Annotated in this window: 19 protein-coding genes and 1 pseudogene; 15 read left to right on the top strand and 5 right to left on the bottom strand. The window is 59.5% G+C overall.

The window, feature by feature from the left end; genetic code table 11:
• The coding region (locus ACTQXM_RS05970; RefSeq protein ID WP_441547622.1) for an IS110 family transposase at positions 1-581 on the bottom strand (581 nt) is incomplete at its 3' end.
• 414 nt (positions 582-995) lie between these two features.
• Here ACTQXM_RS05970 and ACTQXM_RS05965 point away from each other — a divergent pair.
• The 8 genes from ACTQXM_RS05965 to ACTQXM_RS05930 all read left to right on the top strand — a co-directional run bounded on the left by ACTQXM_RS05965 (position 996) and on the right by ACTQXM_RS05930 (position 8,908).
• Positions 996-2,078, top strand: a complete 1,083-nt coding sequence (locus ACTQXM_RS05965; RefSeq protein ID WP_427728920.1) for a DMT family transporter — start codon at positions 996-998, stop codon at positions 2,076-2,078.
• Positions 2,079-2,261: 183 nt separating this feature from the next.
• Positions 2,262-3,185, top strand: a complete 924-nt coding sequence (locus ACTQXM_RS05960; RefSeq protein ID WP_441537216.1) for a PTS mannose/fructose/sorbose transporter subunit IIAB — start codon at positions 2,262-2,264, stop codon at positions 3,183-3,185.
• Between the two features lie 36 nt (positions 3,186-3,221).
• Complete coding sequence (locus ACTQXM_RS05955; RefSeq protein ID WP_154518546.1) at positions 3,222-4,016, top strand: PTS mannose/fructose/sorbose/N-acetylgalactosamine transporter subunit IIC; 795 nt, start codon at positions 3,222-3,224, stop codon at positions 4,014-4,016.
• Between the two features lie 13 nt (positions 4,017-4,029).
• Entirely contained in the window at positions 4,030-4,863 is an 834-nt protein-coding gene (locus tag ACTQXM_RS05950) for a PTS system mannose/fructose/sorbose family transporter subunit IID (RefSeq protein ID WP_154518549.1), read from the top strand.
• Between the two features lie 198 nt (positions 4,864-5,061).
• The gene (locus tag ACTQXM_RS05945; protein ID WP_229770738.1) at positions 5,062-6,045 is read left to right on the top strand and encodes an SIS domain-containing protein; all 984 of its coding nucleotides are present in this window, start codon (positions 5,062-5,064) and stop codon (positions 6,043-6,045) included.
• A gap of 157 nt (positions 6,046-6,202) precedes the next feature.
• Complete coding sequence (locus ACTQXM_RS05940; RefSeq protein WP_441015582.1) at positions 6,203-6,832, top strand: HAD family hydrolase; 630 nt, start codon at positions 6,203-6,205, stop codon at positions 6,830-6,832.
• Positions 6,833-7,038: 206 nt separating this feature from the next.
• The gene (locus tag ACTQXM_RS05935) at positions 7,039-8,046 is read left to right on the top strand and encodes a YitT family protein (RefSeq protein WP_427719479.1); all 1,008 of its coding nucleotides are present in this window, start codon (positions 7,039-7,041) and stop codon (positions 8,044-8,046) included.
• Positions 8,047-8,188: 142 nt separating this feature from the next.
• Positions 8,189-8,908 (top strand): GntR family transcriptional regulator, encoded by a 720-nt coding sequence (locus ACTQXM_RS05930; RefSeq protein WP_427728466.1) that lies wholly within the window; start codon positions 8,189-8,191, stop codon positions 8,906-8,908.
• 24 nt (positions 8,909-8,932) lie between these two features.
• Here ACTQXM_RS05930 and ACTQXM_RS05925 read toward each other — a convergent pair.
• A pseudogene (locus ACTQXM_RS05925) lies at positions 8,933-8,998 on the bottom strand (hypothetical protein); the annotation flags it as partial.
• A gap of 330 nt (positions 8,999-9,328) precedes the next feature.
• Between ACTQXM_RS05925 and ACTQXM_RS05920 the strand changes: the two are divergent.
• The 3 genes from ACTQXM_RS05920 (at position 9,329) to ACTQXM_RS05910 (ending at position 13,176) form a co-directional block, all read left to right on the top strand.
• Positions 9,329-11,305, top strand: a complete 1,977-nt coding sequence (locus tag ACTQXM_RS05920) for a RecQ family ATP-dependent DNA helicase (RefSeq protein WP_441537217.1) — start codon at positions 9,329-9,331, stop codon at positions 11,303-11,305.
• 2 nt (positions 11,306-11,307) lie between these two features.
• The gene (locus ACTQXM_RS05915; RefSeq protein WP_441537218.1) at positions 11,308-12,063 is read left to right on the top strand and encodes a GntR family transcriptional regulator; all 756 of its coding nucleotides are present in this window, start codon (positions 11,308-11,310) and stop codon (positions 12,061-12,063) included.
• Between the two features lie 144 nt (positions 12,064-12,207).
• Positions 12,208-13,176 carry an SIS domain-containing protein gene (locus tag ACTQXM_RS05910; protein WP_427747838.1) on the top strand — a complete coding sequence of 323 codons (969 nt, stop codon included), beginning with the start codon at positions 12,208-12,210 and terminating at the stop codon, positions 13,174-13,176.
• A gap of 382 nt (positions 13,177-13,558) precedes the next feature.
• On the opposite strand, the gene ACTQXM_RS05905 is transcribed toward ACTQXM_RS05910, so the two are convergent.
• A complete protein-coding gene (locus ACTQXM_RS05905; protein ID WP_441038644.1) occupies positions 13,559-14,536 on the bottom strand; it encodes an L-lactate dehydrogenase in 978 nt (325 codons plus the stop codon).
• Between the two features lie 211 nt (positions 14,537-14,747).
• On the opposite strand from ACTQXM_RS05905, the gene metA reads away from it, so the two are divergent.
• Positions 14,748-15,674, top strand: coding sequence for a homoserine O-acetyltransferase MetA (metA, locus tag ACTQXM_RS05900; protein ID WP_427795205.1), 927 nt, complete (start codon positions 14,748-14,750; stop codon positions 15,672-15,674).
• Between the two features lie 91 nt (positions 15,675-15,765).
• On the opposite strand, the gene ACTQXM_RS05895 is transcribed toward metA, so the two are convergent.
• Both ACTQXM_RS05895 and ACTQXM_RS05890 read right to left on the bottom strand, forming a co-directional pair.
• Positions 15,766-16,362, bottom strand: coding sequence for a 5-formyltetrahydrofolate cyclo-ligase (locus tag ACTQXM_RS05895; RefSeq protein ID WP_441537219.1), 597 nt, complete (start codon positions 16,360-16,362; stop codon positions 15,766-15,768).
• A gap of 389 nt (positions 16,363-16,751) precedes the next feature.
• Positions 16,752-19,796 carry an insulinase family protein gene (locus ACTQXM_RS05890; RefSeq protein WP_441537220.1) on the bottom strand — a complete coding sequence of 1,015 codons (3,045 nt, stop codon included), beginning with the start codon at positions 19,794-19,796 and terminating at the stop codon, positions 16,752-16,754.
• An 838-nt stretch (positions 19,797-20,634) separates the two neighbouring features.
• On the opposite strand from ACTQXM_RS05890, the gene ACTQXM_RS05885 reads away from it, so the two are divergent.
• The 3 genes from ACTQXM_RS05885 to ACTQXM_RS05875 all read left to right on the top strand — a co-directional run bounded on the left by ACTQXM_RS05885 (position 20,635) and on the right by ACTQXM_RS05875 (position 23,543).
• Complete coding sequence (locus ACTQXM_RS05885; protein WP_099432596.1) at positions 20,635-21,669, top strand: SIS domain-containing protein; 1,035 nt, start codon at positions 20,635-20,637, stop codon at positions 21,667-21,669.
• Between the two features lie 372 nt (positions 21,670-22,041).
• Positions 22,042-22,830, top strand: coding sequence for a GntR family transcriptional regulator (locus ACTQXM_RS05880; protein ID WP_441067327.1), 789 nt, complete (start codon positions 22,042-22,044; stop codon positions 22,828-22,830).
• Positions 22,831-22,838: 8 nt separating this feature from the next.
• Complete coding sequence (locus tag ACTQXM_RS05875; protein WP_441067325.1) at positions 22,839-23,543, top strand: GntR family transcriptional regulator; 705 nt, start codon at positions 22,839-22,841, stop codon at positions 23,541-23,543.
• Positions 23,544-23,646 lie beyond the last annotated feature (103 nt).

Below are 23,646 nucleotides of genomic sequence, written 5' to 3'. Positions count from 1 at the left end.
GCGAGCGTCCGAACCCCGCCATCGTCCTCCGGCCTGACCTTGTCGAGCCACCTCAGGAAGTCGTAGGTCCAGTACTTCCTCGGGTTGCCGGCGGGCGTGGTGCCGCCGTAGGCGTACCCCCGCTTTGCGAGGAAGGCGAGCAGCCGCTGCTTGGCGGTCGCCAGGCGCGCGGTCGCCCCGTCGTAGGCGCCGGCGAGGTCCCTGATGCCTTCGACCTCGGGGGAGGGGGACCATACGGGGGAGATGTCGTGGGCGAGTATCGCCTTGGCCATCCTGGCGGCGTCGTTCCTGTCGTTCTTGGAGGCCGAGTCGGCGGCCGACCTGGGGATCTTCGAGACCGCGGCGACGACGCACTCGACGCCGAGCCCGGCGAGCTCCCTTTGCGGGGCGAAGCCGAGGTAGCCGCTCTCGTAGGCCGCGAGCGACGGCCCGGGGAACCCATCCATCCACCCGGCGACCTCGCCCCAGGGGTTGCCGGGGAACCTCCTCGTCACGGCCTCGCCGGTGTCCGCGTCGAGGGCGCAGACGGTGGTCGACCTCAGGTGGACGTCCATCCCGAACGCGGTAGAATACTTTGGCATGGGAGCCTCCCAACCTCGTTGCGGCGCGGCTGCGCCTATGGCACTTCAACATCATTGTCGCAGCCCCGACCCGCGGTCACGAGCGGGGGCTCCTATCTTTTTAGTGCCCTCGGATTGGGTCATAGTGTCTGACGTTGCCAAAGCATCGGCGTCGGCTTGGTCCAGATGTGGCAGTTGAGGACGTTCCCTTTCTGCCGGCAGTTGGGGACAGTCCTAGCCGTTGGGTAGTCATTGGGGACGTACTTAAACGACTAGTCATTCAGGAACGTCCCCAATGGCTAGTCGTTTAAGTACGTCCCCAATGAGTATGTGGGGGAGCAGATCTTTCCGTTCGGCGATTTGTGGCTTGAAAAATGTATATAACGACTATAACGTAGTATGAAACATATTGGAAACAATACCGAGGAGGCTGCGTTGAAGAAAAGCAATCTGGGCTATGTGCTGGTGCTGATCGCCGCGCTTATGTGGGGCAGCATCGGAATCTTTGTAAACGGCATCTCGGCCATGGGCGTTTCGTCCCAGAGCATGGCTGCCTTTCGCTTGTTGGTCGGAGCGCTTATCTTGGCGCCGGTCCTGATGTTTATGGGCTGCCGCCCGGGTGAGGGATCTACCGTGGCTCAGGGTCCGCTGGCCCTGTTCAAGGCAAGCCCTAAAGAGCTTGTTCCCTGCGCGCTTGTCGGTATCGTCGGTTTGGCCGCCGCCAACACCTGCTATTACGAGTGCATGGGCGAGGTGGGCATGTCCACGGCCTCGGTGCTGCTCTACACCTCGCCGGTGTTTGGCGTCATGCTCGGCCGCATGCTTTATCGCGAGGACGTGACCCCTAACAAGCTCGTTGCCATTGTCTTTAACATCGTTGGCTGTGTACTTGCAGTGACCAATGGCGACCTTTCCGGTTTTCATTTTTCGGTTTGGGGCGTCACGTCGGGCGTGATTGCAGGCCTTTGCGGTGCGTCGCTCGCGGTGTTTAGCCGAATAGCAACCAAGACGGTCCACCCGCTGGCTGTCACGTTTTGGGGCTTTGTTTTTGGCGGTGCGGTTATGGCAGCTATCGCGGCTCCGTGGCCAGATGTCGCCGCGGCAATGTCGCCACAGCTGCTGCTGCTGTTCCTTGGCTTTGGACTCATCCCCACAGCCGTGGCTTACATCTTATATATGCAGGGTCTGTCCATGGGGCTCGAGACGTCGAAAGTTCCCGTCGTAATGTCATTCGAGACAGTTGTCACCGTACTGCTGGGCATTGGTGTCTACGCCGAGCCCGCCGGCGCGATCAAAGTCCTGGGCATCGTGCTGGTGCTCGCGTCCATCCTGATTATGAATACCGACTTCTCCAAGCTGCGCAACAGTGTGTTTGTCGGTCATGTCATTGAGAGCATGACCTTTAAGCCCAACGCGTGGTGGACGGAGAAATCGCAGGACATGGATCTGTTTAAGGAACGCACCGGCATCGCGCTGGAGCCCACCGTACAGGAAAGTCCCTGGTACTTCGTGCGATAGGGAATTGCGTGCGGCATCCGACCTGGGGTTATCCAGCCAGGGCCCGCCTACCCAGCCCCAATGTTTCGAGTACGTTAACCCCGTAAACGGTCGATTTTTAACCGCGAACGGTCTTTATACTAATTATCAATGTAAGTAGCGTATAAGACGTTATAATGACCATAACGAAAAGGAGGAGGCAAGATGAATCAGATCATTCTCGCATCTCATGGCGGCCTGGCCGCAGGCGCCAAAGACACGCTCGAGATGGTTCTCGGCGACGTGTCGAACGTCCACGTCGTGTCGCTTGCTCGTGACGACAAGGAGCCCATCACCAATAAGGTGGACGCCATGATCGCCACGTTCAACGCGGACGACACCGTCTATGTGCTGACCGATATGCTCGGCAGCTCGGTCAACAACAGCATGGTCGAGCTTTCCAAGAACGGCACGAAGTTCACGGTTGTCAGCGGTTTCAACATCCCGCTGGCGCTCACGCTCGCTATGAGCCCCGCCCCCGTCAAGGGCACCGAGCTCGCGGCCCTCATCAACGAGGCCCGCACTGGTCTGACCAACCCCAACGCACCGGTCGAGGCCGTCGCGGCTCCCGCCAAGAAGGCCAAGGCGTCCCGTCACAGCTCCGGTCCCGCCAAGATCGTCCTCGCACGTCTTGACTACCGTCTGCTGCACGGCCAGGTCGTCTTTACCTGGACCACCAAGGTTCAGGCCGAGCGCATCATCGTCGTCGACAACGCTGCCGCCAACGATGACATCAAGAAGGGCGCTCTTAAGCTGGCCAAGCCCCAGGGCGTGCGCCTGAACGTCTTCACCGTCGAGCGCGCCCTCGCCAAGATGGACAAGCTCAACACCCTTGGCGAGCGCGTCATGTTCGTCTTTGGCAACACTGCCGAGATGCTGCAGTTCTGCCAGGGCTACAAGCTCGACGCCATCAACCTGGGCGCCACCGCCAACCACGACGGTGCCGATCAGATCGGCGGCAAGGACAGCTCCGTCTTCTTCGACGCCACGCAGAAGGCCGACATCAACCAGCTGCTCGACATGGGCATCAAGCTCTATGTCCAGCAGACCCCCACGTATCAGAGCGTCGACATCGACGCCAAGCTGTAGTCAACCAGGCTTTTGCCTGACTGAAAGGAGAAGGGTATGAATACGTTCATCAGTGCGGTGCTCGTCGGCCTCGTCGGCGTGTTCTGCATGTGGGACTCCCGCCTGCTCGGTCGTCTTAACTTCGAGCAGCCCCTCGTTGGCGCTACGCTCGTCGGTCTGCTGCTGGGCGATGTGCCCACCGGCCTTGCCGTCGGTGCCGCCGTCGAGCTCGTGTCCATGGGCCTGGTGCAGGTCGGTGCTGCCGTTCCGCCCGATATGGTCCTGGGCGGCATCGTGGCCGCTGCCTTTGCGTGCCTGACCGATGCTTCCGCCGAGACTGCCATGACGATCGCCATCCCGGTCGCCGTCCTGGGTCAGCTCCTCGGCATCGTGTTCCGTTCCATCATCGCCGCCCTCACCCATGTGGCAGATAGCGCGATCGATAACGGAAAGTTCAAGACCGCCTACCGTATGCACATCTGCGTCGGCACTGGTCTGTACGCCGTCATGTACTTCCTGCCGATCTTCCTCGCCGTCTTTGTTGGCACCGACCTGGTTCAGGCCATCGTCAACATGGTCCCCGAGTGGCTGTCCACTGGTCTTAACGTTTCGACCAAGATCATGACCGCCTACGGCTTGGCCCTGCTGCTCACCATGATGATCAAGAAGGGTATGACTCCGTTCCTGTTCATCGGCTTCCTGCTCGCCGCTTACCTCAACCTGTCCGTCATCGCGGTCGCTCTGATCGGTGTGTGCCTGGCTGTCGTCTTCATGGGCTTCAAGTTCAACGGTTCCCATGCAGCCGCCGGTGTCGATTCCGACTACGATCCGCTCGAAGACGACGAAGACTAAGGAGGAACACACTATGGCAACCGCAACCAAGGACGTGTCCCTGAACAAGAAGGTCAGCCAGTTCTTCTGGCGCTCCTGGGCCATCCAGGCCTCTTGGAACTACGAGCGTCAGATGAACATGGGCTTCCTCTATGGCATGGTTCCCACGCTCGATCGCCTCTATCCGGATGAGTCCGACCCCAAGCAGCTCGCTGCCAAGAAAGAGGCTTATCGCCGTCACATGGCGTTCTACAACTGCACTCCGCAGACGAGCGCTTTCGTCCTGGGCCTCGCCGCCTCCATGGAGGAGGAGTACGCCAAGGATCCCGAGAACTTCGATCCCGATTCGATCAACGCGGTCAAGACCTCCCTCATGGGCCCGCTTTCCGGTATCGGTGACTCCTTCTTCCAGGGCACCATCCGCGTTATCGCCTTTGGTCTGGGCGTTCAGCTGGCTCAGCAGGGCTCCATCATGGGCCCGATCCTGGCCATGCTCATCTCCATCGTGCCCTCCGTGCTGATCACGTGGTTCGCAGCCAAGATGGGTTATCAGGGCGGCCACGAGTACCTGAGCAAGCTTCAGGGCGGCGACCTCATGGAGAAGCTCATGTATGTCTGCGGCATCGTGGGTCTTATGTCCGTGGGCGGCATGATCGCTACGCTGATCGGCGCCACCACCCCGCTGCAGTTCGCTGACGGCACCGTCGTGATCCAGGACATCCTGGACGGCATGATGCCCCAGATGATTTCCCTTGGCCTCACCGGCCTTATGTACTGGCTCATCAAGAAGAACGTCAACACCGGTTGGCTTCTTGTGATCGCCATCGTGGGCGGCATCGCCCTCTCCGCGGCCGGCATCCTGGCCTAGTCGCGCCCAAGCGTCTAACCGCTTTCCCCGGGGAGCCTGCCTGGCATCCCATACCCCAGGCAGGCTTCCATCCCTAAATGTGTCAAAGGGACAGTCCCTATGTCACATCTTCAATGGGCCGGCGACTCGGTCCAAATCACGGTAATCCTGCGCACGTCCGGCAAAGTGGCGCCGCAAAAATCGAAAGGAATGTGTCAGATGTACGAGATCGACCTTAACCTCCCTAAGCAGATCGTCGCTGACGTCCTGTCCAACCACGAGATCCACAGCGTCGCCTTCGTTGGCTGCGGCGCTTCCATGTCCGACCTTTACCCCGCCAAGTACTTCCTGGCCAACAACACGGACAAGCTGAACGTTCAGATCTTCACCGCAAACGAGTTCAACTACGACACGCCCTCCTGGGTCAACGAGCACACCTTCGTGATCACCTGCTCCCTCGGTGGCTCCACGCCCGAGACCGTCGAGGCCAACAAGACCGCTAAGAAGCACAACTGCCCGGTCGTCTCCCTCACCAACAAGGCCGGCTCCGCTCTGACCGTCGACGCCGACCACGTCATCATCCACGGCTTCCACGCCAACTACGCTGCCAAGTGCGAGAAGCCCGGCTATGCCATCGCTCTTGCTCTCGAGATCCTTCAGCAGACCGAGGGCTATGACCACTACGAGGACATGATTACCGGCCTCACCAACGTCTTCGACCTCTGCGAGAACGCCGCTCAGTCCTGCAAGAAGCTCGCCAAGAAGTTCGCCGAGGACTTCAAGGACGACAAGATGATCTACTTCATGGCTTCCGGTGCCTCCGAGAAGATGGCTTATTCTCACGCCGCCTTCCTGTTCACCGAGATGCAGTGGATCGACGCCGCCGCCTACAACACCGGCGAGTACTTCCACGGCCCGTTCGAGGTTTCCACCGAGGGTAAGCCCTACGTCTTCTTCATGTCCGATGGCGCTACCCGTCCGATGGACGCCCGCGCCCTCACCTTCCTTGAGCGCATGGGCGCCAAGGTCGCTCTGATCGACTCCAAGGACTACGGCCTGGCTGACGCCGTGCCCGCGAGCGTCGTCACCTACTTCAACCCGCTGCTGCACCTCGCCGTTATGCGCGAGTACGGCAACCAGATCGCCGAGGCCCGTCAGCACCCGCTGACCATGCGTCGCTACATGTGGAAGCTTTCCTACTAATCACAAGTAAGTAGACCTTACGGGTTGATTGAAAGGGGATGGGGTTTTCGCCCCGTCCCCTTTTTTGCTTTGGGGGGCGTGTTTGTCGCGCCGCAAACCCCAGATAAAACCTACCAAAATAAACCTGTCCCTTTTTGGCAGGTGGAAGGAGATGCGTATGATCAAGGCAGTGCTGTTTGACATGGACGGCGTGCTGGTCGATACCGAGTGGTTCTACAACCGTCGCCGCGTGGCGTTTATGGAAGAGAAGGGGTTCCACTTTGACGAGATCCCCGACCTTTCGGGGTCTAACGAGCCGGCCATTTGGAAGGCGCTGGTGCCCGACGATGTTGAGCTGCGTGAGCGCCTGCGCGTGGAGTACAAGCAGGTCTACAGCCCGCACCACCCCGTTCCGTATGCCGAGCTTCTCAACGAGCAGACGGAGCCGGTGATGCGTGAGCTGCATGAGCGCGGCGTGAAGTGTGCCATCGCGAGCTCGTCCTATCGCGAGCTGATCGACGAGCTGGTGGAGATTGCCGGCATCGCCGACGTGCTGGACTACACCATCAGCGGTCACGAGTGCAGTGCGTTTAAGCCCGACCCCGAGATCTACCAGCGTGCCATGGAGGCGCTGGGGGTGGAGCCTTCCGAGTGCCTGGTTATCGAGGATTCGCCTCTGGGCATCGAGGCTGGCAAGCGCTCTGGCGCCCGCGTCCTGGCGCTGCGTCCGCACGAGGGCGTCAACCTGGACCAGTCTGCCGCCGACGTTGTCATCGACAATCTGTGTGACATCCTACCTGCCATTTAGGGACAGGTTTATTTTGGCAGGTTTTATCTGGGCAAATGCCGAATTCGCCGTGAAGGGATCGCTCTCTTCACGGCGTTTTTCTTTTGAGCGGCCTCACGGTCCTTCTGATGGTTGTCGAGAGAGGGTGAATTGAGGCGCCCCCGCACGCTCCATGCTACAATCGCGGGCATGCCCCACAACTATATCTGCCTTCGAAAGGAGCCTGCGTGGCGGATGCCATCGATCAGCTCACGGACCGCGTGCTCGTACTCGGCCGCCTCACCATCGTCCGCCGCGCCATTACTGCCGTGGCGGTCACGGTCTCTGCCGTTCTCCAGACATTCCTGATCCAGGCGTTCATTTGGCCCGCTGACCTGCTTCCGAGCGGTCTTACCGGCGTCGCGGTCCTTCTCGATCGCGTTACCTCGCTAGGCGGCGTTCACATCGACATCTCGCTCGGTATGCTCGCACTCAACATCCCCGTGGCGCTCCTATGCTGGAACGGCATTAGCAAGCGCTTTGTCATCTTCTCGATGATGCAGGTCGTGCTCTCGTCGCTGTTCCTCAACGTCTTTCACTTTGCGCCGTTTTTAGGCGACAAGATCATGCTCATCATTTTTGGCGGCGTGGTCTCGGGCCTGGGTGCTGCCATCGCGCTTAAGTCCGGCGCATCCACCGGCGGTACCGACTTTATCGCGCTGTGGGTTTCCAACCACACGGGCAAGACCATCTGGGGCGTCATCTTTGGCTTTAACTGCTTTATCCTGGCAATCTTTGGTTTTATGTTTGGCTGGGACAAGGCGGCGTATTCCATTGTGTTCCAGTTTATTTCGACCAAGACCATCGACAGTTTCTATCATCGCTACGATCGTGTGACGCTGCAGATTACGACGCGTAAGGCAGACGAGGTCATGACTGCCTACGTAAACCATTTTCAGCACGGCATTAGCTGCGCCGAGGTCGTCGGCGGATACAGCCGCGAGAAGATGTACCTGCTGCACACCGTTGTCTCGACCTACGAGAGCCAGGACATTATCAGGCTGGTATGCGAGGTTGATCCCGGCGCCGTGATCAACGTGTTCCACACGCTCAACTTTGTGGGCGGTTGGTGGGGCGGTCATGTCGACGAACCCATGCCCACGGCCGTTCCCGATCCCGACAAGCCCGCACGCATGGCCAGCAGGCAGGTGCGCCTCAGCGAACAGGACAGCTTGCAGCAGGACGACGGCAAGTAAGGTATTTGGCATTTTGCCGGCTCTGCTCAATCCTGTCCCTTTTTGGTAGGGAGGGTGTATCGTTTTATCGTTATGAGGTAACATAAAACTAGACGTTATATACGTATTTGTTATTCCGATATTTCGATAAGAGTGATTAGATATGCCTGCACCCAAAAATGCGCCGCTGTACCAGCAGATTTACGACGAAATCAAGGATTCGATCGAGAAGGGTGTTTATGCACCCAAGGAGCGTATCCCGTCCGAGCTTGAGCTTGCCGAGCAGTACGAGGTGAGCCGTATTACGGTGCGCCGCGCCGTAGAGGAGCTGTGTTCCGATGGCTATCTGGTTAAACAGCAAGGCCGTGGCACGTTTGTCTCCACGCCGCACATCAACCGCCAGTTTCATGCCTCGATGCTGCAGACGTTTACCGCGCTGTGTGCCGACAATGGCATGAAGGCCGGCGCGCATGTAATCGATCGCCAGATCGTTCCGGCGCGCCAAAACGAGATGGAGTTCTTTGGCCTGCAGAAGGATGCGCTGCTGCTGCATATCAAGCGCGTGCGTACGGCTGACGGCGAGCCCATCTTTGAGGAGAACATCTTTGTGCCCTTTGACGCCTACCGTGAGCTGTTGACGGCCGATCTTGAGGACAAGTCGATTTTTGCCGAGGTCGAGCGTGTTGGTGGAACGCCGATTGCCTCGGCTGGCTACCGCACGGTCGAGGCCGTTCGCGCCAATGCCGAGCAGGCGGCCGAGCTGGGCATCGCTCCGCACGATCCGCTGCTCAACCTGCGTGCCGGCTTTACCGGTCCCAATGGCGAGCCGGTTTTGCTCGGCAAGCAGTACTACGTGGGCAGCCGCTACGTCATGGTCATATAAGTTACGCGGTTTTACCAAACCGCGTAACGGCTCGACGCCACGCCTTTGGTTCCGCCGTTCTAACGAACGGCGGACCGGTCGACGCTGCAAACGCCCCTAAGCGGCAATCTGACGTTCAATCGTCGGTCGCGTACCGAAGTACGCTTCCCTCCTCTTTCACGTCACCTTGCTCGCTTAGGGGCGTTTTCGCTGACTTATGCTCAACCAGCGACGTTTCCGCGCTTGTCAAGAATGTCCCCAATGACTACCCGCAGAATGAGCGTGGATAATCTCCCGTTTTTTGCTTGGTGACGGGTTCAAAGTGGGAGATTATCCACGCTCGTTCCCATCGGATTACATTGCCCGTGGCCGGCAACCGTGCGGCACCGGTCCGCGTGGCGGCGTATAATCGGCGGCAGATGACTCGGACGTTAGGAAACCATGACCGATAGCATGCAGCAGATGGCGCTCGATACGCTCGGCGCCTATTTTGGCTACACCTCGTTTCGCCCGGGGCAGGACCGCATGGTCGATGCGATCCTTGCCGGCCGCGATGCGCTGGGCGTTATGCCCACGGGCGCCGGCAAGTCCATTTGCTACCAGGTGCCCGCGCTCATGCTGCCCGGTATCACCTTTGTGGTGAGTCCGCTGCTGTCGCTTATGGAGGATCAGACCCGCGCATTGCTCGCGACGGGTGCGCGACCCAGCTATCTCAACTCCAGTCTTACTCCGGCCCAGCAAAACACCGTGCTCAAGCGGGCGCGCGAGGGCCGCTACCAGCTTATGTACGTGGCGCCCGAGCGTCTGCTCGAGCCGCGCTTTTTAGCTTTTGCGCGGGAGGCCGCCGCCGGCATTGGCGTGCCGCTCGTGGCCATTGACGAGGCCCACTGCGTAAGCCAGTGGGGCCAGGATTTCCGTCCCGCCTACCTGCAGATTCGCGAGTTCATCGATTCCCTGCCGCAGCGCCCCATCGTGGCGGCCTTTACCGCTACGGCGACTGAGCGCGTGCGCGCGGACATTCAGCAGATGCTCGGCCTGCAAAACCCCGCGACGGTGGTGACGGGCTTCGATCGCAAGAACCTCTACTTTGGCTGCGAGGAGATGGGCGACAAGGCCAAGGCCGCGTGGGTGCGCGACTATGTGATCGCACATTCGAGTGAAAGCGGCATCGTGTATTGCTCGACTCGCAAGACCGTCGATGCGCTGGCAAGCGAGCTTGCCGAGGCGCTGGGCTCCAGCGGCATTCGCGTTGGCCGCTACCATGCCGGCATGGGCAACGACGCCCGCCGGCAAAGCCAGCGCGCCTTTATCGACGACGATATCCAGGTAATGGTTGCCACCAACGCCTTTGGCATGGGTATCGACAAGCCCAACGTGCGCTACGTGATTCACAACAACGTGCCCGAGAGCATCGAGGCGTACTACCAGGAGGCGGGCCGCGCCGGCCGCGATGGCGACCCAGCCAGCTGCCATTTGCTGTGGAACGGCAATGATTTTCGCATGCGTCGCTTTTTGATCGATCGCGGCGATGCTGCCGACGAGGCGCTCGATGACGAGCAACGCGCGTGGGCGCTCCAGAATCGATACCGCCTGCTCAGCCAGATGGAGGGCTACTGCAATACCACCGGCTGCCTGCGCGAATACATGCTGCGCTACTTTGGCGACGAGGCTGCGTCCGAGCATACCGCCGCAGCCGGTGCTAACGGTGCCGCAACGGACGACGCCGAGGGCTGCGGCAACTGCAGCAACTGCCTCACGCAGTTCGAGGTCGAGGACGTCACCGATATGGCCCGCGCCGCCGTGCGCTATGTGGCTACGCGTCCCATGCGTTTTGGCAAGTCGCTGATCGCCGACGTGCTCCACGGCGGCAACACCGAGCGCATTCGCCAGATGCATCTGGACGAGGACCGCGGCTACGGTGAGCTGTCGAGCGAATCGGTCGGGCGCATCAAGGACATTATCGGGCAGCTGTGCGGCCGCGGTTATTTGGCAACCTCACAGGGACAGTACCCGGTCGTGGGGCTGGGCCCGCGTGCCGGCGAGGTCGAGGACGAGGCGTTTGCCTTTACCGTTAAGCGTCGTGCATCCAAGCGCAAGGCCTCGGCCCGCGCCCGCCGTGCGGTGGATCTGCTGCGCGAGGAGGCCGAGCTGGATCAGCGCCCGCGCGTGGGCGACGATGCCGAGCTGTTCGAGCGCTTGCGGGCACTCCGCAAGGAGATTTCGATCGAGCTGGAGATGGCGCCGTACATGGTCTTCTCCGATAAGGCCCTGCGCGGTCTGTGCCGCCTGCGCCCTCAGACGCGCGACGAGCTTATCCGGGTCAACGGCATTGGTGAGAAAAAAGCCGACGCCTTTGGCGAGCAGTTTATGGCGGCGATTGAAGAGTTTGAATCCGAGCATGCACGGGATGGAGCGTAACGATGGTAGCCGATAACAAGACCGACCGTACTGACGTGTCCGCCGTGCCGCTGTACCAGCAGGTTATGGACGACCTAAAGGGCGAGATCGCGCGCGGCGTGTACGCTGCCGGCTCGCGCATTCCTTCCGAGATGGAGCTCGCGAAGTCCTACGGCGTGGGGCGCATTACCGTGCGTCGCGCCATTGAGGAGTTGTCGCGCGCGGGATATCTCAACCGTCAGCAGGGGAGGGGCACGTTTGTGTGTGCGCCCAAGCTCAAGCGCAAGATTGTCCAGAAAGGCGACGTCCAGAGTTTTACCGAGGGCTGCGCTGCCAACGACATGGCGGCCGGAGCGCGCCTGGTGTCGCGCACGGTGGTTGCGGCGACGCGCGAGGACGCGGCGTTTTTTGGCGTGGAACCCGGCTGCGAGCTCATCGTGGTCGAGCGCGTGCGCACGGCCGATGGCGTGCCCGTCATGCTCGAGAACAACGCCTTTGTGCTGGCCGACCATCCCTATCTGCAGCAGCTTGCCGACGAGGACCTCGCCGACAATTCGATTTTTGCGCTCGTTGCCGTGCATTCGGGCCGCGCACCGCTCAAGTCCGATCCCTGTACCGTGGAGATCGCGCTCGCTGATGCTCAGACGGCCCCGCTGTTGGAGGTGCCGGTCGGCGAGCCGCTCTTTTATATGGAGGCGTACTTTACCGATGCGGACGAGCGGCCCTTGCTGCTCGGGCGCCAAAAGATCGTGGGCTCGCGCTACGTGTTCGACATCTAACGTCCATAGATAGAGCAATACAGAACAAGTTCGGTGAAATGAATTCACCTGCGACAGCTTGCGTGCTATAAATAGGACAACATAGAACGACCGCAGGTACGAGCTTTCGTCGCTCAAAGCCGCCACACAGGGAGGAACGTCACCGTGAACGCACACGATCTGGTTCAGGAAATTATCGAGCGCAAGGGTAAGATCGAGAATGTCTTTTGGATCGCCTGCGGCGGTTCGATGATTGACCTTATGCCGGCCAATGAGCTGCTCAAGCGCGAGGCAACCACGTTTACCTCGACGGTCTACACGGCGCGCGAGTTTTGCCTTATGGCCCCCAAGAGTCTAGGGCCGAAGTCGCTCGTCATCGCCTGTAGCCACAGCGGTAACACGCAAGAGGTCGTCGACGGCTGCGAGATGGCGCTGGCCGCCGGTGCCGAGGTCGTGACTATGACTGACTACGCGGGCTCCAAGATCGATAACGGCAAGTGGACCACCTGGGTTTACCCGTGGGGCAAGGGCGAGTCGCAGGCCGAAGTTCCGCAGGGCATCGGCGCTCTGATCGCCGCCGAGCTGCTCGACCAGCAGGAGGGCTACGAGGCGCTCGCCGACATGTACGCCGGCCTTAAGCAGATGGACGCACTGCTGCCCGCTGCCCGCGAGAAGGTCAACGCCGAGCTGGGCGATCGCTTTGCCGAGCTCTGCCAGCAGCACAAGTTCTTCTATATCCTGGGCTCCGGCCCCAACTTTAGCCAGACCTACGCCATGGCCATCTGCTCGCTCATGGAGATGCAGTGGCAGCACTGCTGCTACATCCACTCCGGCGAGTATTTCCACGGTCCCTTCGAGGCTACCGAGCCCGGCGTGTTCTACTTTGTGCAGCTTGGCGCTGGCGAGTGTCGCCCCATGGAGGAGCGCGCACTGGCATTTCTCAACACGCACACCGATACAGTCATGGTGCTCGATGCGCTTGAGTACGGCGTGGGCGAGGTGCCTGCCAGCGTGCGTTCGTACCTGGAGCCGATCTTCTTCTATGCGATGAGCTGTGAGCTGCGCGCCGCCCGCGGCAAGGTATTTGACCACAGTCCCGAGGTTCGCCGCTACATGGGCGTCGAGCGGTACTAGGTAACGGGGAACGCGATTTTTCATGACGGGGCCTTCGCCAAGCGCGGGCCCCGTTTGCGTTACGGTGCCCCTTTCTGTTTGTCGAAAAACGAAGTCAAATACTTTTCCCGAGAAGTGAACGACCTATTTTGGACCCCCGAAGCATCGACATTTTTTGACGCCAAAACAGCAGGAAAATCTTAATGAAACTGCAGGAAATGGTCTCCACAAAGTGCCGATGCTTCGAGGGCTCGTTTTTGCTCGTTCACTTTTCGGGAAAAGTATTAGACCTAAATCTGCAAGCGTGTCGCGTGAGTCAAAAAGCGGGCCGCGCCGGTGGGTTTCCGGCGCGACCCGCTTTACATTGTGTCCGTATGAGTGAGTTGTCGCATCAACCGGCGGACTACTTGGCGTCGTAGGCCTCGGCGTCCCACCAGTCGAGCTGGGCGATGTTGTCGCGGATGTGCTGACAGCTCTTGTGGAAGCCCTCGAGCTCGTGCTCGGAAAGGTCGAGCGTGTAGACCTCCTCGACGCCCTCGGCGCCGATCACGCACGGCAGGGAGGTAAAGATGCCCTCCTCGCCATATTGGCCGGTCATAAGCGTAGAGGCCGAAAGCACGGCGTGCTCGTTGTGCAGTACGGCGGCGCAGACGCGCGCGGCGGAGTTGGCAACGGCGTACTCGGTGCACTGCTTGCCGGCGTAAGTCACATAACCGCCCTTGCGTGCGAGCTCCTCGACTTCCATGTGGTCGAAGGCGTACTTGTCGGGGTTCTCGGCCTGAAGCTCGTTGAGGCTCTTGCCGGCGATGGTTGCGGCCTTAAAGGCGGCCAGCTGGCTAAAGCCATGCTCGCCGATCATGTAGGCGTCGATGGACTTGGGGCTCACCCCGACCTTCTTGGAGATCTCGGTGCACAGGCGGGCAGAGTCCAGGCCACAGCCCGAGCCGATGATCTTCTTGGGATCGTAGCCGGTCAGATGCCACAGCTCAGTGCACACGACGTCGCAGGGATTGGAGATGCTCACGAAGATGCCGTCGAAGCCGGCATCGACGATGCGCTTGGCAAAGGTGCGGGCGGCGTCGGTGGTAAAGAACAGCTCGCCGTCGCGGTTGCCGGCGGCCAGTGCGACCTTGCCGGCGGCGTTGACGATGACGTCGCAGCAGGCCAGCTCCTCGTAGTGGTCGTAGCAGTTGACGATCTTGGTGTTGTACGGAACAAACGAAAGGGAGTCGCGCAGGTCCTGGACCTCGGACGTCACCTTTGCCTCGTTGATATCGCAGAGGTACAGCTCATCGGCAATGCCCTGCATGAGCAGGCTGTTGGCGACATGTGCTCCTACGTGGCCCTGGCCGACCACACCGATCTTACGCGTCTGGTACATATTCATATCCTTTCGGCCGAGTATTTCGCATCGAACCATTGTAGCGTCCTGCTGCCACTTTGCTAGGCTAAAGCGCCGTAGATTTTTGGGACATGCCTTAATCTCTACTTTTGGAGTGATTTGGGCCGCTGACGGTGTCTCGGGGCGATGCACTCGCGCGGATGGGGCCGCTCGTTGTACCATAGCTGCAACTGACTCGTAAGGAGCATCCATGCCCATTCGCATCCCCGACGCCCTCCCTGCCGCCGCGCAGCTCGAGAGCGAGAACATTTTTGTCATGACCGAGTACCGCGCGCTGCACCAGGACATCCGTCCGCTGCGCGTGCTCATCCTCAACCTCATGCCAACCAAGATCGCCACCGAGACGCAGATCATGCGCAAGCTCTCCAACACGCCGCTGCAGGTAGAGGTGGACCTGCTACGCACCAAGACGCACGAGGCCACGCACGTGAGTGCCGGCCACCTGGAGACGTTCTACCGTACGTTCGACGACATCCGCGATATCCACTACGACGGCCTGATCATCACGGGCGCGCCGGTGGAGCAGATGCCATTCGAGGAGGTCGACTACTGGCCCGAGCTCTGCCAGATCATGGATTGGTCCACCACGCACGTGCACTCTACGCTGCATATTTGCTGGGGTGCACAGGCAGGGCTCTACCATCATTACGGTATCCAGAAGTGCGACCTGCCGGCCAAGGCGAGCGGCGTGTTTGAGCATTATCTGGTGAAGCCGCAAAGCCCGCTGGTCCGCGGCTTTGATGACCGCTTCTATGCCGTGCATTCACGCAATACCGATGTGCGCCGCGAGGACGTGGAGGCCGAGCCGCAGCTTGAGGTCGTGGCCGTATCAGACGAGGTGGGCCTGTACATCGTCAAGTCGACCGACAGCCGCCGCTTCTTTGTCTTTGGCCATCCCGAGTACGATACCGACACGCTGCGCCTGGAGTACGAGCGCGACGTGAAGCGCGGGCTCAACCCCCAGGTGCCGGCGCATTACTTCCCAGGTGACGACCCCACCGCCGAGCCGCGCAACGTCTGGCGCAGCCAGGCTCAGCTGTTCTACACCAACTGGCTCAACTACTACGTCTACCAGACCACGCCCTACGACCTGGCCCGCGCCGGCGAGGAGCACTAGGCTACGGCCGCGGTTGCGGTTGTGGCTGCGGCTGCGGCGTGACGAGCGTGGATTTTCGGATGCCCATCTTGCAGGTGCGATACAACGGCGGTTAGGCGCTGATGATGTGGGGTAGCGGCAGGTCGTGGGTGTCGGTGGGAACGTGGTCGACACGCTGCTCGTCAAAGGCGATGCCGATGATTTGGCATGCGGGCGAGAGCGTGGGCAGGTAGCGGTCGTAGCAGCCGCCGCCGTAGCCCAGGCGCGCGCCGGTGTGGTCGAAGGCTACGAGCGGCACGACGATCATATCGAGCGCCTCGGCAGGCACGATAGGAAAGCGGCTGCTGTCGACGTCCGTGGCTGCGAAGGCCCGCGTAGGGTGGGCGATAAACGGGGCCTCGGACGCATCGCCGGCAGCAACTGCCCGCATGCACATGCGCTGGCCACAAGCCACGGTGTCAGCTGCCGAGAACATGCACGGATAGGCCACGCGCCAGCCGTGTTTTGCGGCCGCTGCGGCAAACGCGGCAGGGTCGACTTCGGAGCCTATGGCGGCATAGACGGCAACGGTGCGCGGGGCCACGGGACCCGAGCCGCCCAGCAACTCAACGAGCCGCGCGCATACAGCAGCAGACTTTGCCGCCCGCATATCCAAATCTAGAGCATCGCGCCGGGCAATTACCGCCCGCCGCAACTCGGCCTTATCCATCCCGGCCCCTCTCTCAAACCTACCAAAAAGGGACAGGTTTATTTTGGTAGGTTTTATCTGGTCAAATGACGAAACCACCACGCAAACCATCGCAAGGGGAGCAGTTCATGGACATCTTCGTGGGTTTTGACGAAGAGTGGGTGTTCGCGGCGGTGTGTCTCGATCTGTAACAGTAACTCGGCAAAATCGGGCCTAGATGTTACAGATTTAGACAAAGGGCCGGCGTCATCCGAAAACGTCTCGATTTGTAACATCTGGAGCCAATATTCCCGCCTAGATGTTACAGATTTAGACAAACTGGTGTGACGGGCTGAGCTGCCCCGCCCAGGCAGCGGCAAAAGAAAAGGTAGATTTTCAGGCATGTCCCAAAAATCTACCTTTGCTGTGCGTTAGCCCAGCAGGTCGATGACGTTGAAGCCGGCGTTGCTCTTGGCGATGACGTCTCGGCCGCCAAAGACGCAGGTGGGCGAGACGGCTGCGATACGCGTCACGTCGGCGCCGAGCGAGCGCAGCTCACCGGGTGTGGCGGCGAGCATCTGGGCGCGGCGCTCCTCGCGTGCATGTGGATCGAGTCCGGCCAGGTAGGTCGTGTTGCGGCGTTTGGTGAGCGCGTACGGCTTCACCGGCGCGTCCATGCCGCTCACGCAGCTCACGATAAAGCCCTCAAAGGCGGCCACGTCGGGCTCAAAACCGCCGAGCCATTCGCCTGCGCGCGCCACGCGCTCAATCGAGGGGTCGATTGCCGGGTCGCGGTAGGTGTAGAACGCGGCCTGACGCTCGCCTGCCGCGCGGAATCCGCAGCCGTAGGCCCCGCCCTTCACGCGGATCTCGTTCCACAGGTAGTCGTAGGAGAGCGCGTTGGCGGCAACCGCCCAGGCGCCCGTCACGTCAATGCCCAGGCGACGCGGGTCGCATGCGCTTGCCGCAAAGCAGATGTCGCTGGGGATGACAAAAGCCTCGTGGCGGTCGCACGGCGTCGGCACCACGAGCGTGTCGCGGCCGGCAACAGCACCGTCGCCCGCGCCCAACCCCAGGTCGCCCGCGGCGGCCCAGTACGCGTCAAAGTCCTCATCGCTGCCGGTAAAGCTCGCCAGGCAGCCGTCGGCCACAAAGATGCGGCCTGCCAGCTCGGCAAGCTTGGCGCGCAGATCGTCCAGACGCTCATCAAAGTGGTCGAGCAGATCGCGCAGGAACAGGTAGAAGTCCACACCCGAAAGCTGCTCGCGCACCACGGCCGAAGGCGAGCTGTAGCTCATCGCGCGGCCGAGCGCCGCCGAGTGTCCGTTGTTAATAAAGCCCTGCTCAAGCCCAATGCGAATCTGCGTGAGCACGTCGCGCACGCGGTCGGCTTCGGCATCGAGCAACAGCGTGCTCGACCACACCTCGCGCGGCAGGCTTGCCAGCGCATCGATCTTTTCGGACAGGGCGCCGGCGCTCACCAGCAGGTAGGGGCGCACGCCGTCCACGTCGGGCTGGGTCATGACCTCGGTCGTAAAGCTCAAAAAGCCCAGCTTGCCGGCGATGAGGTTGTCGAGCTCCTCGGCCGAGTGCTCGCTCGTGGGCAGCTGTTTGAGCAGGCGGCAGAGCAGGGTCACATAGGGCAGGTCTTCAAACGCGACGCAGCTCAGGTCGAAATACTGCATGGCGTAGGCCAAGCGGTTGGTGGGGATGCCGTGGCGCAGGCAGGGGATGGGCGCGGTCGTGTCCACGACCAGCGGCGGCTCGGGGCGCGCCTCGCCAATGTCGGACACGCGCAGGCGTGGCAGCGTGGCCTTGGCCTCGGGCGCGTCATCCGCCTCCTGCGCGGCGCGCAGCGCAGCCGTGCGCTCGACCACATCGGCCAGCTCGGCATCGGTCATGGCATCGCGCTTGGCTGCCAGCTCGGCAGTCTCGGCGCACTCCGCACCCTCGGCGGCATCCACCGGCACCAGCTCGACCAGCGCCATGTGGTCGTTTTCCAGCACGAGCTCGCGCAGCAGGTCCTCAAAATAGCTGCCGTCCAGCTCGCCGCGCAGCTCCTCGTACACCGGGCCGTATTTGAGCGCCAGCGTCGCGGCGTCGTCATCGTAGAGCCAGGTGCTCAGCGCGTCGCACGCAATGGCCACGCCGTCGGCGATACCGTAGTCGCGCTGGCGCAGGTCGTATTCGTTGCTGCTGATGATGGCCTCTAGGCGCTCGCGCGGAACGCCGTGCTCGCACAGGTCGCGGCAGGCGTCCTGGAACACGCGGCGCAGCTCGCGCGCCACGCCGGGCTGCGCGTTTTGCAGCATGATGAGCTCGTAGGGCTGCAGGCTCTCGGCCGCGGTGTAGCTCACCACGTTGCCGCCCAGGCCGGCGGCCAGAATGGCCTTCTTAACCGGTGCCTCGTTGGAACCCAGCAGTGCCTCGAACAGGATGTCCGCCGCGATCGTGCGCTTGCGGTCGAGCGCGCTGCCCAGCACAAGACCCAGGCCCACCAGGGCGTTCTCGGGTGTGGTTGCCATCTCGACACGCTTGTACTCGCAGGTCACGGGCGCCTGCACGACCAGCGGATTGGGCGCCAGCGTGGACGGGTCCTCGCCGGCGGCGACGGCTGCGTCCATGCGGCGGCTCGCGGCACTCGGCTGCGACAGATAGCGCTCGTCCAAAAAGGCCAGTGCACGGTCCACGTCCAGGTCGCCGTAGAGTGTGATGTAGGAGTTGGAAGGATTGTAGTGGCGCGCGTGCGTGTCCAGGAACTGCTCGTAGGTGAGCGCAGGAATCGCGCGCGGGTCGCCGCCGCTCTCGTGCGCATAGGCGGTGTCGGGATAAAGCGCGGCGTTGACGGCATCGTCCAGCACGCTCATGGGGTCGGACAGCGCGCCCTTCATCTCATTGAACACCACGCCGTTATAGCGTAGCGTGCCCTCGCGCAGGCTTGCGGAACTGCCGTTGCCCTCGCCCTCGGCGCCCTTCGGCAGGTCCAGCTCGTAGTGCCAGCCCTCCTGCTCAAAAATGGTGGGCTTGGTGTAGATGACCGGGTTGAACACCGCGTCCAGGTACACGTCCATCAGGTTGTACAGATCCTGCTCGTTGGTTGTGGCGACAGGGTAGATGGTCTTGTCGGGGTAGGTCATGGCGTTGAGGAACGTCTGCATGGAGCTCTTGATCAGGTCGACGAACGGCTCCTTGACGGGAAACTTGGCCGATCCGCACAGCACCGAGTGCTCGAGGATATGGAACACGCCGGTGGAATCAGCCGGCGGCGTCTTAAAGCCAATGGCAAAAGCCTTGTTTTCGTCGTCGCACGCCAGGTACAGCAGGCGAGCGCCCGAGGCGGTGTGGCGCAGCACGTAGGCGTCCGAGTCGAGCTCGGGCACGGTCTCGCAGCGCTCGACGGCAAAACCGTGGCAGATGGTACCGGGTACCAGCAGCGCGGCAGCAGCGGCGCGCGGGTCGGTTGAGGTGGTGGGCATATGCAGTCTCCTTTGACGCCCCAGCGGGGGCGAATCGAGTCGAATCCTCGAGAGTATACCCATATGGGGCCGCGGCTCTGCGGCGAACTGAAGACGATGTCAGCGGATTGGGCATAGGCCCCGCGTGCCCGCCGAATGAGCGTGGATTTTCGGATGAAATAATCCGTCGCAGGTCCAAATGCCGTCCAATTATCCACTCCCGCACACCTTTCGTCTCCAACCGTGAGATGAGAGATAGACGAGAGACGTATACGAAAGATGGCTGTACAGCAAAGAGCCAAACAATTAATAGTGCTGTTTGGTTGGTGATTGTTTTTTCAGTAAAAACACTTACGAATAAAGCAAGTTGCAAACAGCTGCCCCCTTATTTCGTGCTCATTTTTAAGGCGAGAAATTGCCGCCATATGATCGGACGAGTTTCAACGATTGCGATTTAGTATTTGGCGCGGATGCGGTCGATTCCGATGAAACGCTAGTTGACCACGCGGTAGATTGTGCTTTCTCCCAGACGCCCCGGCAATGCGCAATAAGCCAGATAACGAAGCGATTACCGGCGCGTCTATCCATAGGGAATTCCGGGAAAGCTTCTGCGGACAGTCAAAAGATTCGTCGGCCCCAAGCGGATTAAAGGTATTTGCATAAGACGTCATTTAACTAGAGACGATGCATATTGAATCGTTCAATGAACTTGCACGCTGTGTCCAACAACGCCGATTGTTGTTTTAAGGGGCTTGATGAAAGAACAGGACCAAAATAGTACTTGCATAGTTAGTTATATAAAGTATTATAACGTTATGGGATGAATGAAGGGTTCATCTAAGTGAGTTAGGAGTAAGGGATGTTCAATTTCGATGAGCCTCGTTACGAGAAGGTTGTGAGCGATGCCCTCGCTCTCCGTCCTCAGATTGAGGCTGCCGTGGACAAGGTCTGCGAGCAGGGCTATTCCAACATCTTCTTCATCGGCTGCGGCGGCACCTGGGCCCACACGCTCCCGATGAAGTATTGGGTCGAGACCACCACGGCCGACGTCGACGTCCACTGCGAGATTGCCGCTGAGTTCCTCGCATGCCCGCCCAAGGCCTTCAACAAGGACTCGGTCTGCGTCTTCTCCACCCGTACCGGCACCACCCCCGAGATCATCGAGGCCGCCAAGTTCTGCCAGGAGCAGGGTGCCCGCACGCTGATGTACGTCTCCAACGACAACACCCCGGCCACCGAGTACGCCGATTACAAGTTCTTCAGCTTCGCCGAGGACGACGTCCTGTGCGAGGCCATCTACACCTACCAGATCACGCTGGTCGCCCGCTTCCTCAAGAACGCCGGCGCCTTCCCCAAGTACGACACCTTCATGGAGGAGTTCGGCAACATCGCCCCGTACCTCATCAAGGCCAAGGACGCCCAGGACGAGCGCTGCGCCGCCATGGCCGAGGACTTCAAGGACACCGATTACCACATGGTGATTGGCTCCGGCATGCTCTGGGGTGAGGCCTACGACTACGCCATGTGCATCCTCGAGGAGATGCAGTGGATCAAGACCAAGTCTATCCACGCCGCCGAGTTCTTCCACGGCACCATCGAGCTGTGCGAGGAGGGCACGAGCCTCATCATGCTCTACGGCGAGGACGACACCCGTAAGCTCATGGACCGCGTGGACAACTTCACCCACATGCTCGCCGACGAGAAGGGCGTTAACGTCCGCGTGAACAAGTTTGACACCGCCGAGGTCGAGCTGCCGTTCAGCGACCCTGAGTTCCGCAAGATCGTCTCCCCGATGGTCACCTACACCATCACCGAGCGTCTGAGCTGCCATCTCGAGCACGTCCGTAACCACCCGCTCACCACGCGTCGCTACTACCACCAGATGAACTACTAAAGCAGCTTTCAGCGGCCGTTACTATGCTCGGAAATAATTCGTTATGTTGCGTTCGTAAAACAATGCAAACAAATGTCGCAGTCTCGTTCTAGAGGGCCATGCCGTAGCTGGCCGCTTGAGGTCGTATTTGCTTGGACTCGACCATGTGGCTCGTTGGCATTTCACGGTAGCGACTTCAAGGCGAAATGGGGCATTTTTGCCAAATGCCCCTCTTGTTTGCGCCACAAGTGGCATTCGACACCTTCATATGGAGTGTTTGATATTGTAGACGGTTCAAAAATAAGATTGAACCGTCTATTTCTTTCAAAATAATACGTAATAGGTTATCTTATAACGTATAGAAGTTTCATAGAATGTTGTACGGAGAACGTTATGATTAACCCGACTAGTGCTGTGCCGCTATATGTACAAGTAGCTGATGATTTGCGCCGCCGTATTGAGATGGGCGAGTTTTCCGAAAGTGGCGTGTTGCCTAGCGAAAATGGTTTTTGCGAAGAATACGAGGTTAGCCGCGCGACGATACGGAAGGCAATTCAAACTCTTGTGGATGACGACGTGCTTGATACGCGTCATGGCAAAGGCACATTTATCCGGCAGCCTAAAATCGTCTCGAGCTTGAGCACGTTTAAGGGTTTCACTTATTTTTGCCATGAAAATAATATCGAAACCTCGTCTCGTGTTCTCGCTCTTCAGGAGGTCGAGCCGTCCGTTGCCGTCCGTCGTCATTTGCGAATGGAAGAGAACGAATCTGCGGTTTACCTCAAACGCGTGAGGTCAATTAACCACATCAATGCAATGATTGAACATATTTATCTTCCAGTTAAGAACTTCGGGTTTTTACTGGGTGTCGATATGGAGAACGCATCACTTTATGAAACGATTGAGAGAGAGACGGGACTGCGACTAGAGGATAATTGTTTCCCGTCTATTGTGCTTGAAGCAGGGCTTGCTACGGATGAGGAGAAGCGCATCCTTAATATCGCAGGAGAAGCTGCGATGTTTATATTGAGTGAGACCGTTTATATGAGCACTGGTAAGCCAGTGCACTTTACTAAGCAAGTGATGTTGGGTGATTATTTCAAATACTTCTTTTCGATTAAGGCTAATCAACTCGGCATCAATTGGCAGGGACTTGAAGCCGTTGAGTGTAGAAAGCAATAGGTTGAATAATGGTTAAAGTGGAGAGCGCTGTTCCATTGTATAAGCAGATCGTTCACGATCTTGTGAGTCGAATAGAAAGTGGCGTATATAGCGAAGGGGATAAGCTTCCTACTGAGACGGAGCTTATGGAGGAATATGGCGTTAGTCGTATTACTGTTCGATCGGCAATCAAGGAACTAGAGGATGCCGATATCGTTGAGCGCACGCGAGGGAAAGGGACTTTTGTTACCACGACACGCAATGCTTATGCAGCCGATGACCAGGAAAGCTTCACCCATTCCTGCATTCAAGAAAATAAAAAGCCTTCTACCGTAGTGCTCGAAGTAGCTTGGATTTATCCTACGCTGCGCGACGTGCTTTTTCTTCAGGTCCAGGAGGACGAGAATATTCTTCAGACTAGACGTTTGCGCTTAGTCGATGGCGTGCCAACGATGTTGGAAACCAATAGCTACACTCCTTCTCTTGCCTTTTTGGAACATGAAGATTTATCGGGTTCTCTACTTGAGGTGCTGGGAAGACGCCATATCGAACTTGGCAATAACGAGCGAACGTTGCAGGTGTGCTTTGCAAGTGCTTACGAGGCAGAACATTTGAATGTAAAGCCGGGATCTGCCCTTTTATTATTTGTAGATAAGCGTTGCAGCGCGCAGGGAGTGCCATTGTTTATTTCGCGGCAGGTGTACTGCACTGAGCGCTTAAAGTTTTATCTCTAGCGAAAGCCAAACCCCGGATCTTTCTTAACCGAATAACAAGAGATTGAAAACGCCCCGACAAAGGGGCGTTTTTTTGCCGTTTACGGGCGAATTATTACCGCTT

Source organism: Collinsella sp. LCP19S3_D3, from assembly GCF_052121455.1.
GTDB lineage: Bacteria > Actinomycetota > Coriobacteriia > Coriobacteriales > Coriobacteriaceae > Collinsella.
Note: the sequence above shows the minus strand (reverse complement) of the source record. Positions and strands in the feature narration are given on the sequence as shown.

Bases quoted from the DNA above. Each gene is read 5' to 3' on its own strand.
- ACTQXM_RS05885 (WP_099432596.1), top strand. From the start codon at position 20,635: ATGTTCAATTTCGATGAGCCTCGTTACGAGAAGGTTGTGAGCGATGCC.
- ACTQXM_RS05945 (WP_229770738.1), top strand. From the start codon at position 5,062: ATGTACGAGATCGACCTTAACCTCCCTAAGCAGATCGTCGCTGACGTC.
- ACTQXM_RS05905 (WP_441038644.1), bottom strand. From the start codon at position 14,536: ATGTACCAGACGCGTAAGATCGGTGTGGTCGGCCAGGGCCACGTAGGA.
- ACTQXM_RS05930 (WP_427728466.1), top strand. From the start codon at position 8,189: ATGCCTGCACCCAAAAATGCGCCGCTGTACCAGCAGATTTACGACGAA.
- ACTQXM_RS05895 (WP_441537219.1), bottom strand. From the start codon at position 16,362: ATGGATAAGGCCGAGTTGCGGCGGGCGGTAATTGCCCGGCGCGATGCT.
- ACTQXM_RS05960 (WP_441537216.1), top strand. From the start codon at position 2,262: ATGAATCAGATCATTCTCGCATCTCATGGCGGCCTGGCCGCAGGCGCC.
- metA (WP_427795205.1), top strand. From the start codon at position 14,748: ATGCCCATTCGCATCCCCGACGCCCTCCCTGCCGCCGCGCAGCTCGAG.
- ACTQXM_RS05875 (WP_441067325.1), top strand. From the start codon at position 22,839: ATGGTTAAAGTGGAGAGCGCTGTTCCATTGTATAAGCAGATCGTTCAC.
- ACTQXM_RS05920 (WP_441537217.1), top strand. From the start codon at position 9,329: ATGACCGATAGCATGCAGCAGATGGCGCTCGATACGCTCGGCGCCTAT.
- ACTQXM_RS05880 (WP_441067327.1), top strand. From the start codon at position 22,042: ATGATTAACCCGACTAGTGCTGTGCCGCTATATGTACAAGTAGCTGAT.
- ACTQXM_RS05950 (WP_154518549.1), top strand. From the start codon at position 4,030: ATGGCAACCGCAACCAAGGACGTGTCCCTGAACAAGAAGGTCAGCCAG.
- ACTQXM_RS05890 (WP_441537220.1), bottom strand. From the start codon at position 19,796: ATGCCCACCACCTCAACCGACCCGCGCGCCGCTGCTGCCGCGCTGCTG.
- ACTQXM_RS05915 (WP_441537218.1), top strand. From the start codon at position 11,308: ATGGTAGCCGATAACAAGACCGACCGTACTGACGTGTCCGCCGTGCCG.
- ACTQXM_RS05940 (WP_441015582.1), top strand. From the start codon at position 6,203: ATGATCAAGGCAGTGCTGTTTGACATGGACGGCGTGCTGGTCGATACC.
- ACTQXM_RS05955 (WP_154518546.1), top strand. From the start codon at position 3,222: ATGAATACGTTCATCAGTGCGGTGCTCGTCGGCCTCGTCGGCGTGTTC.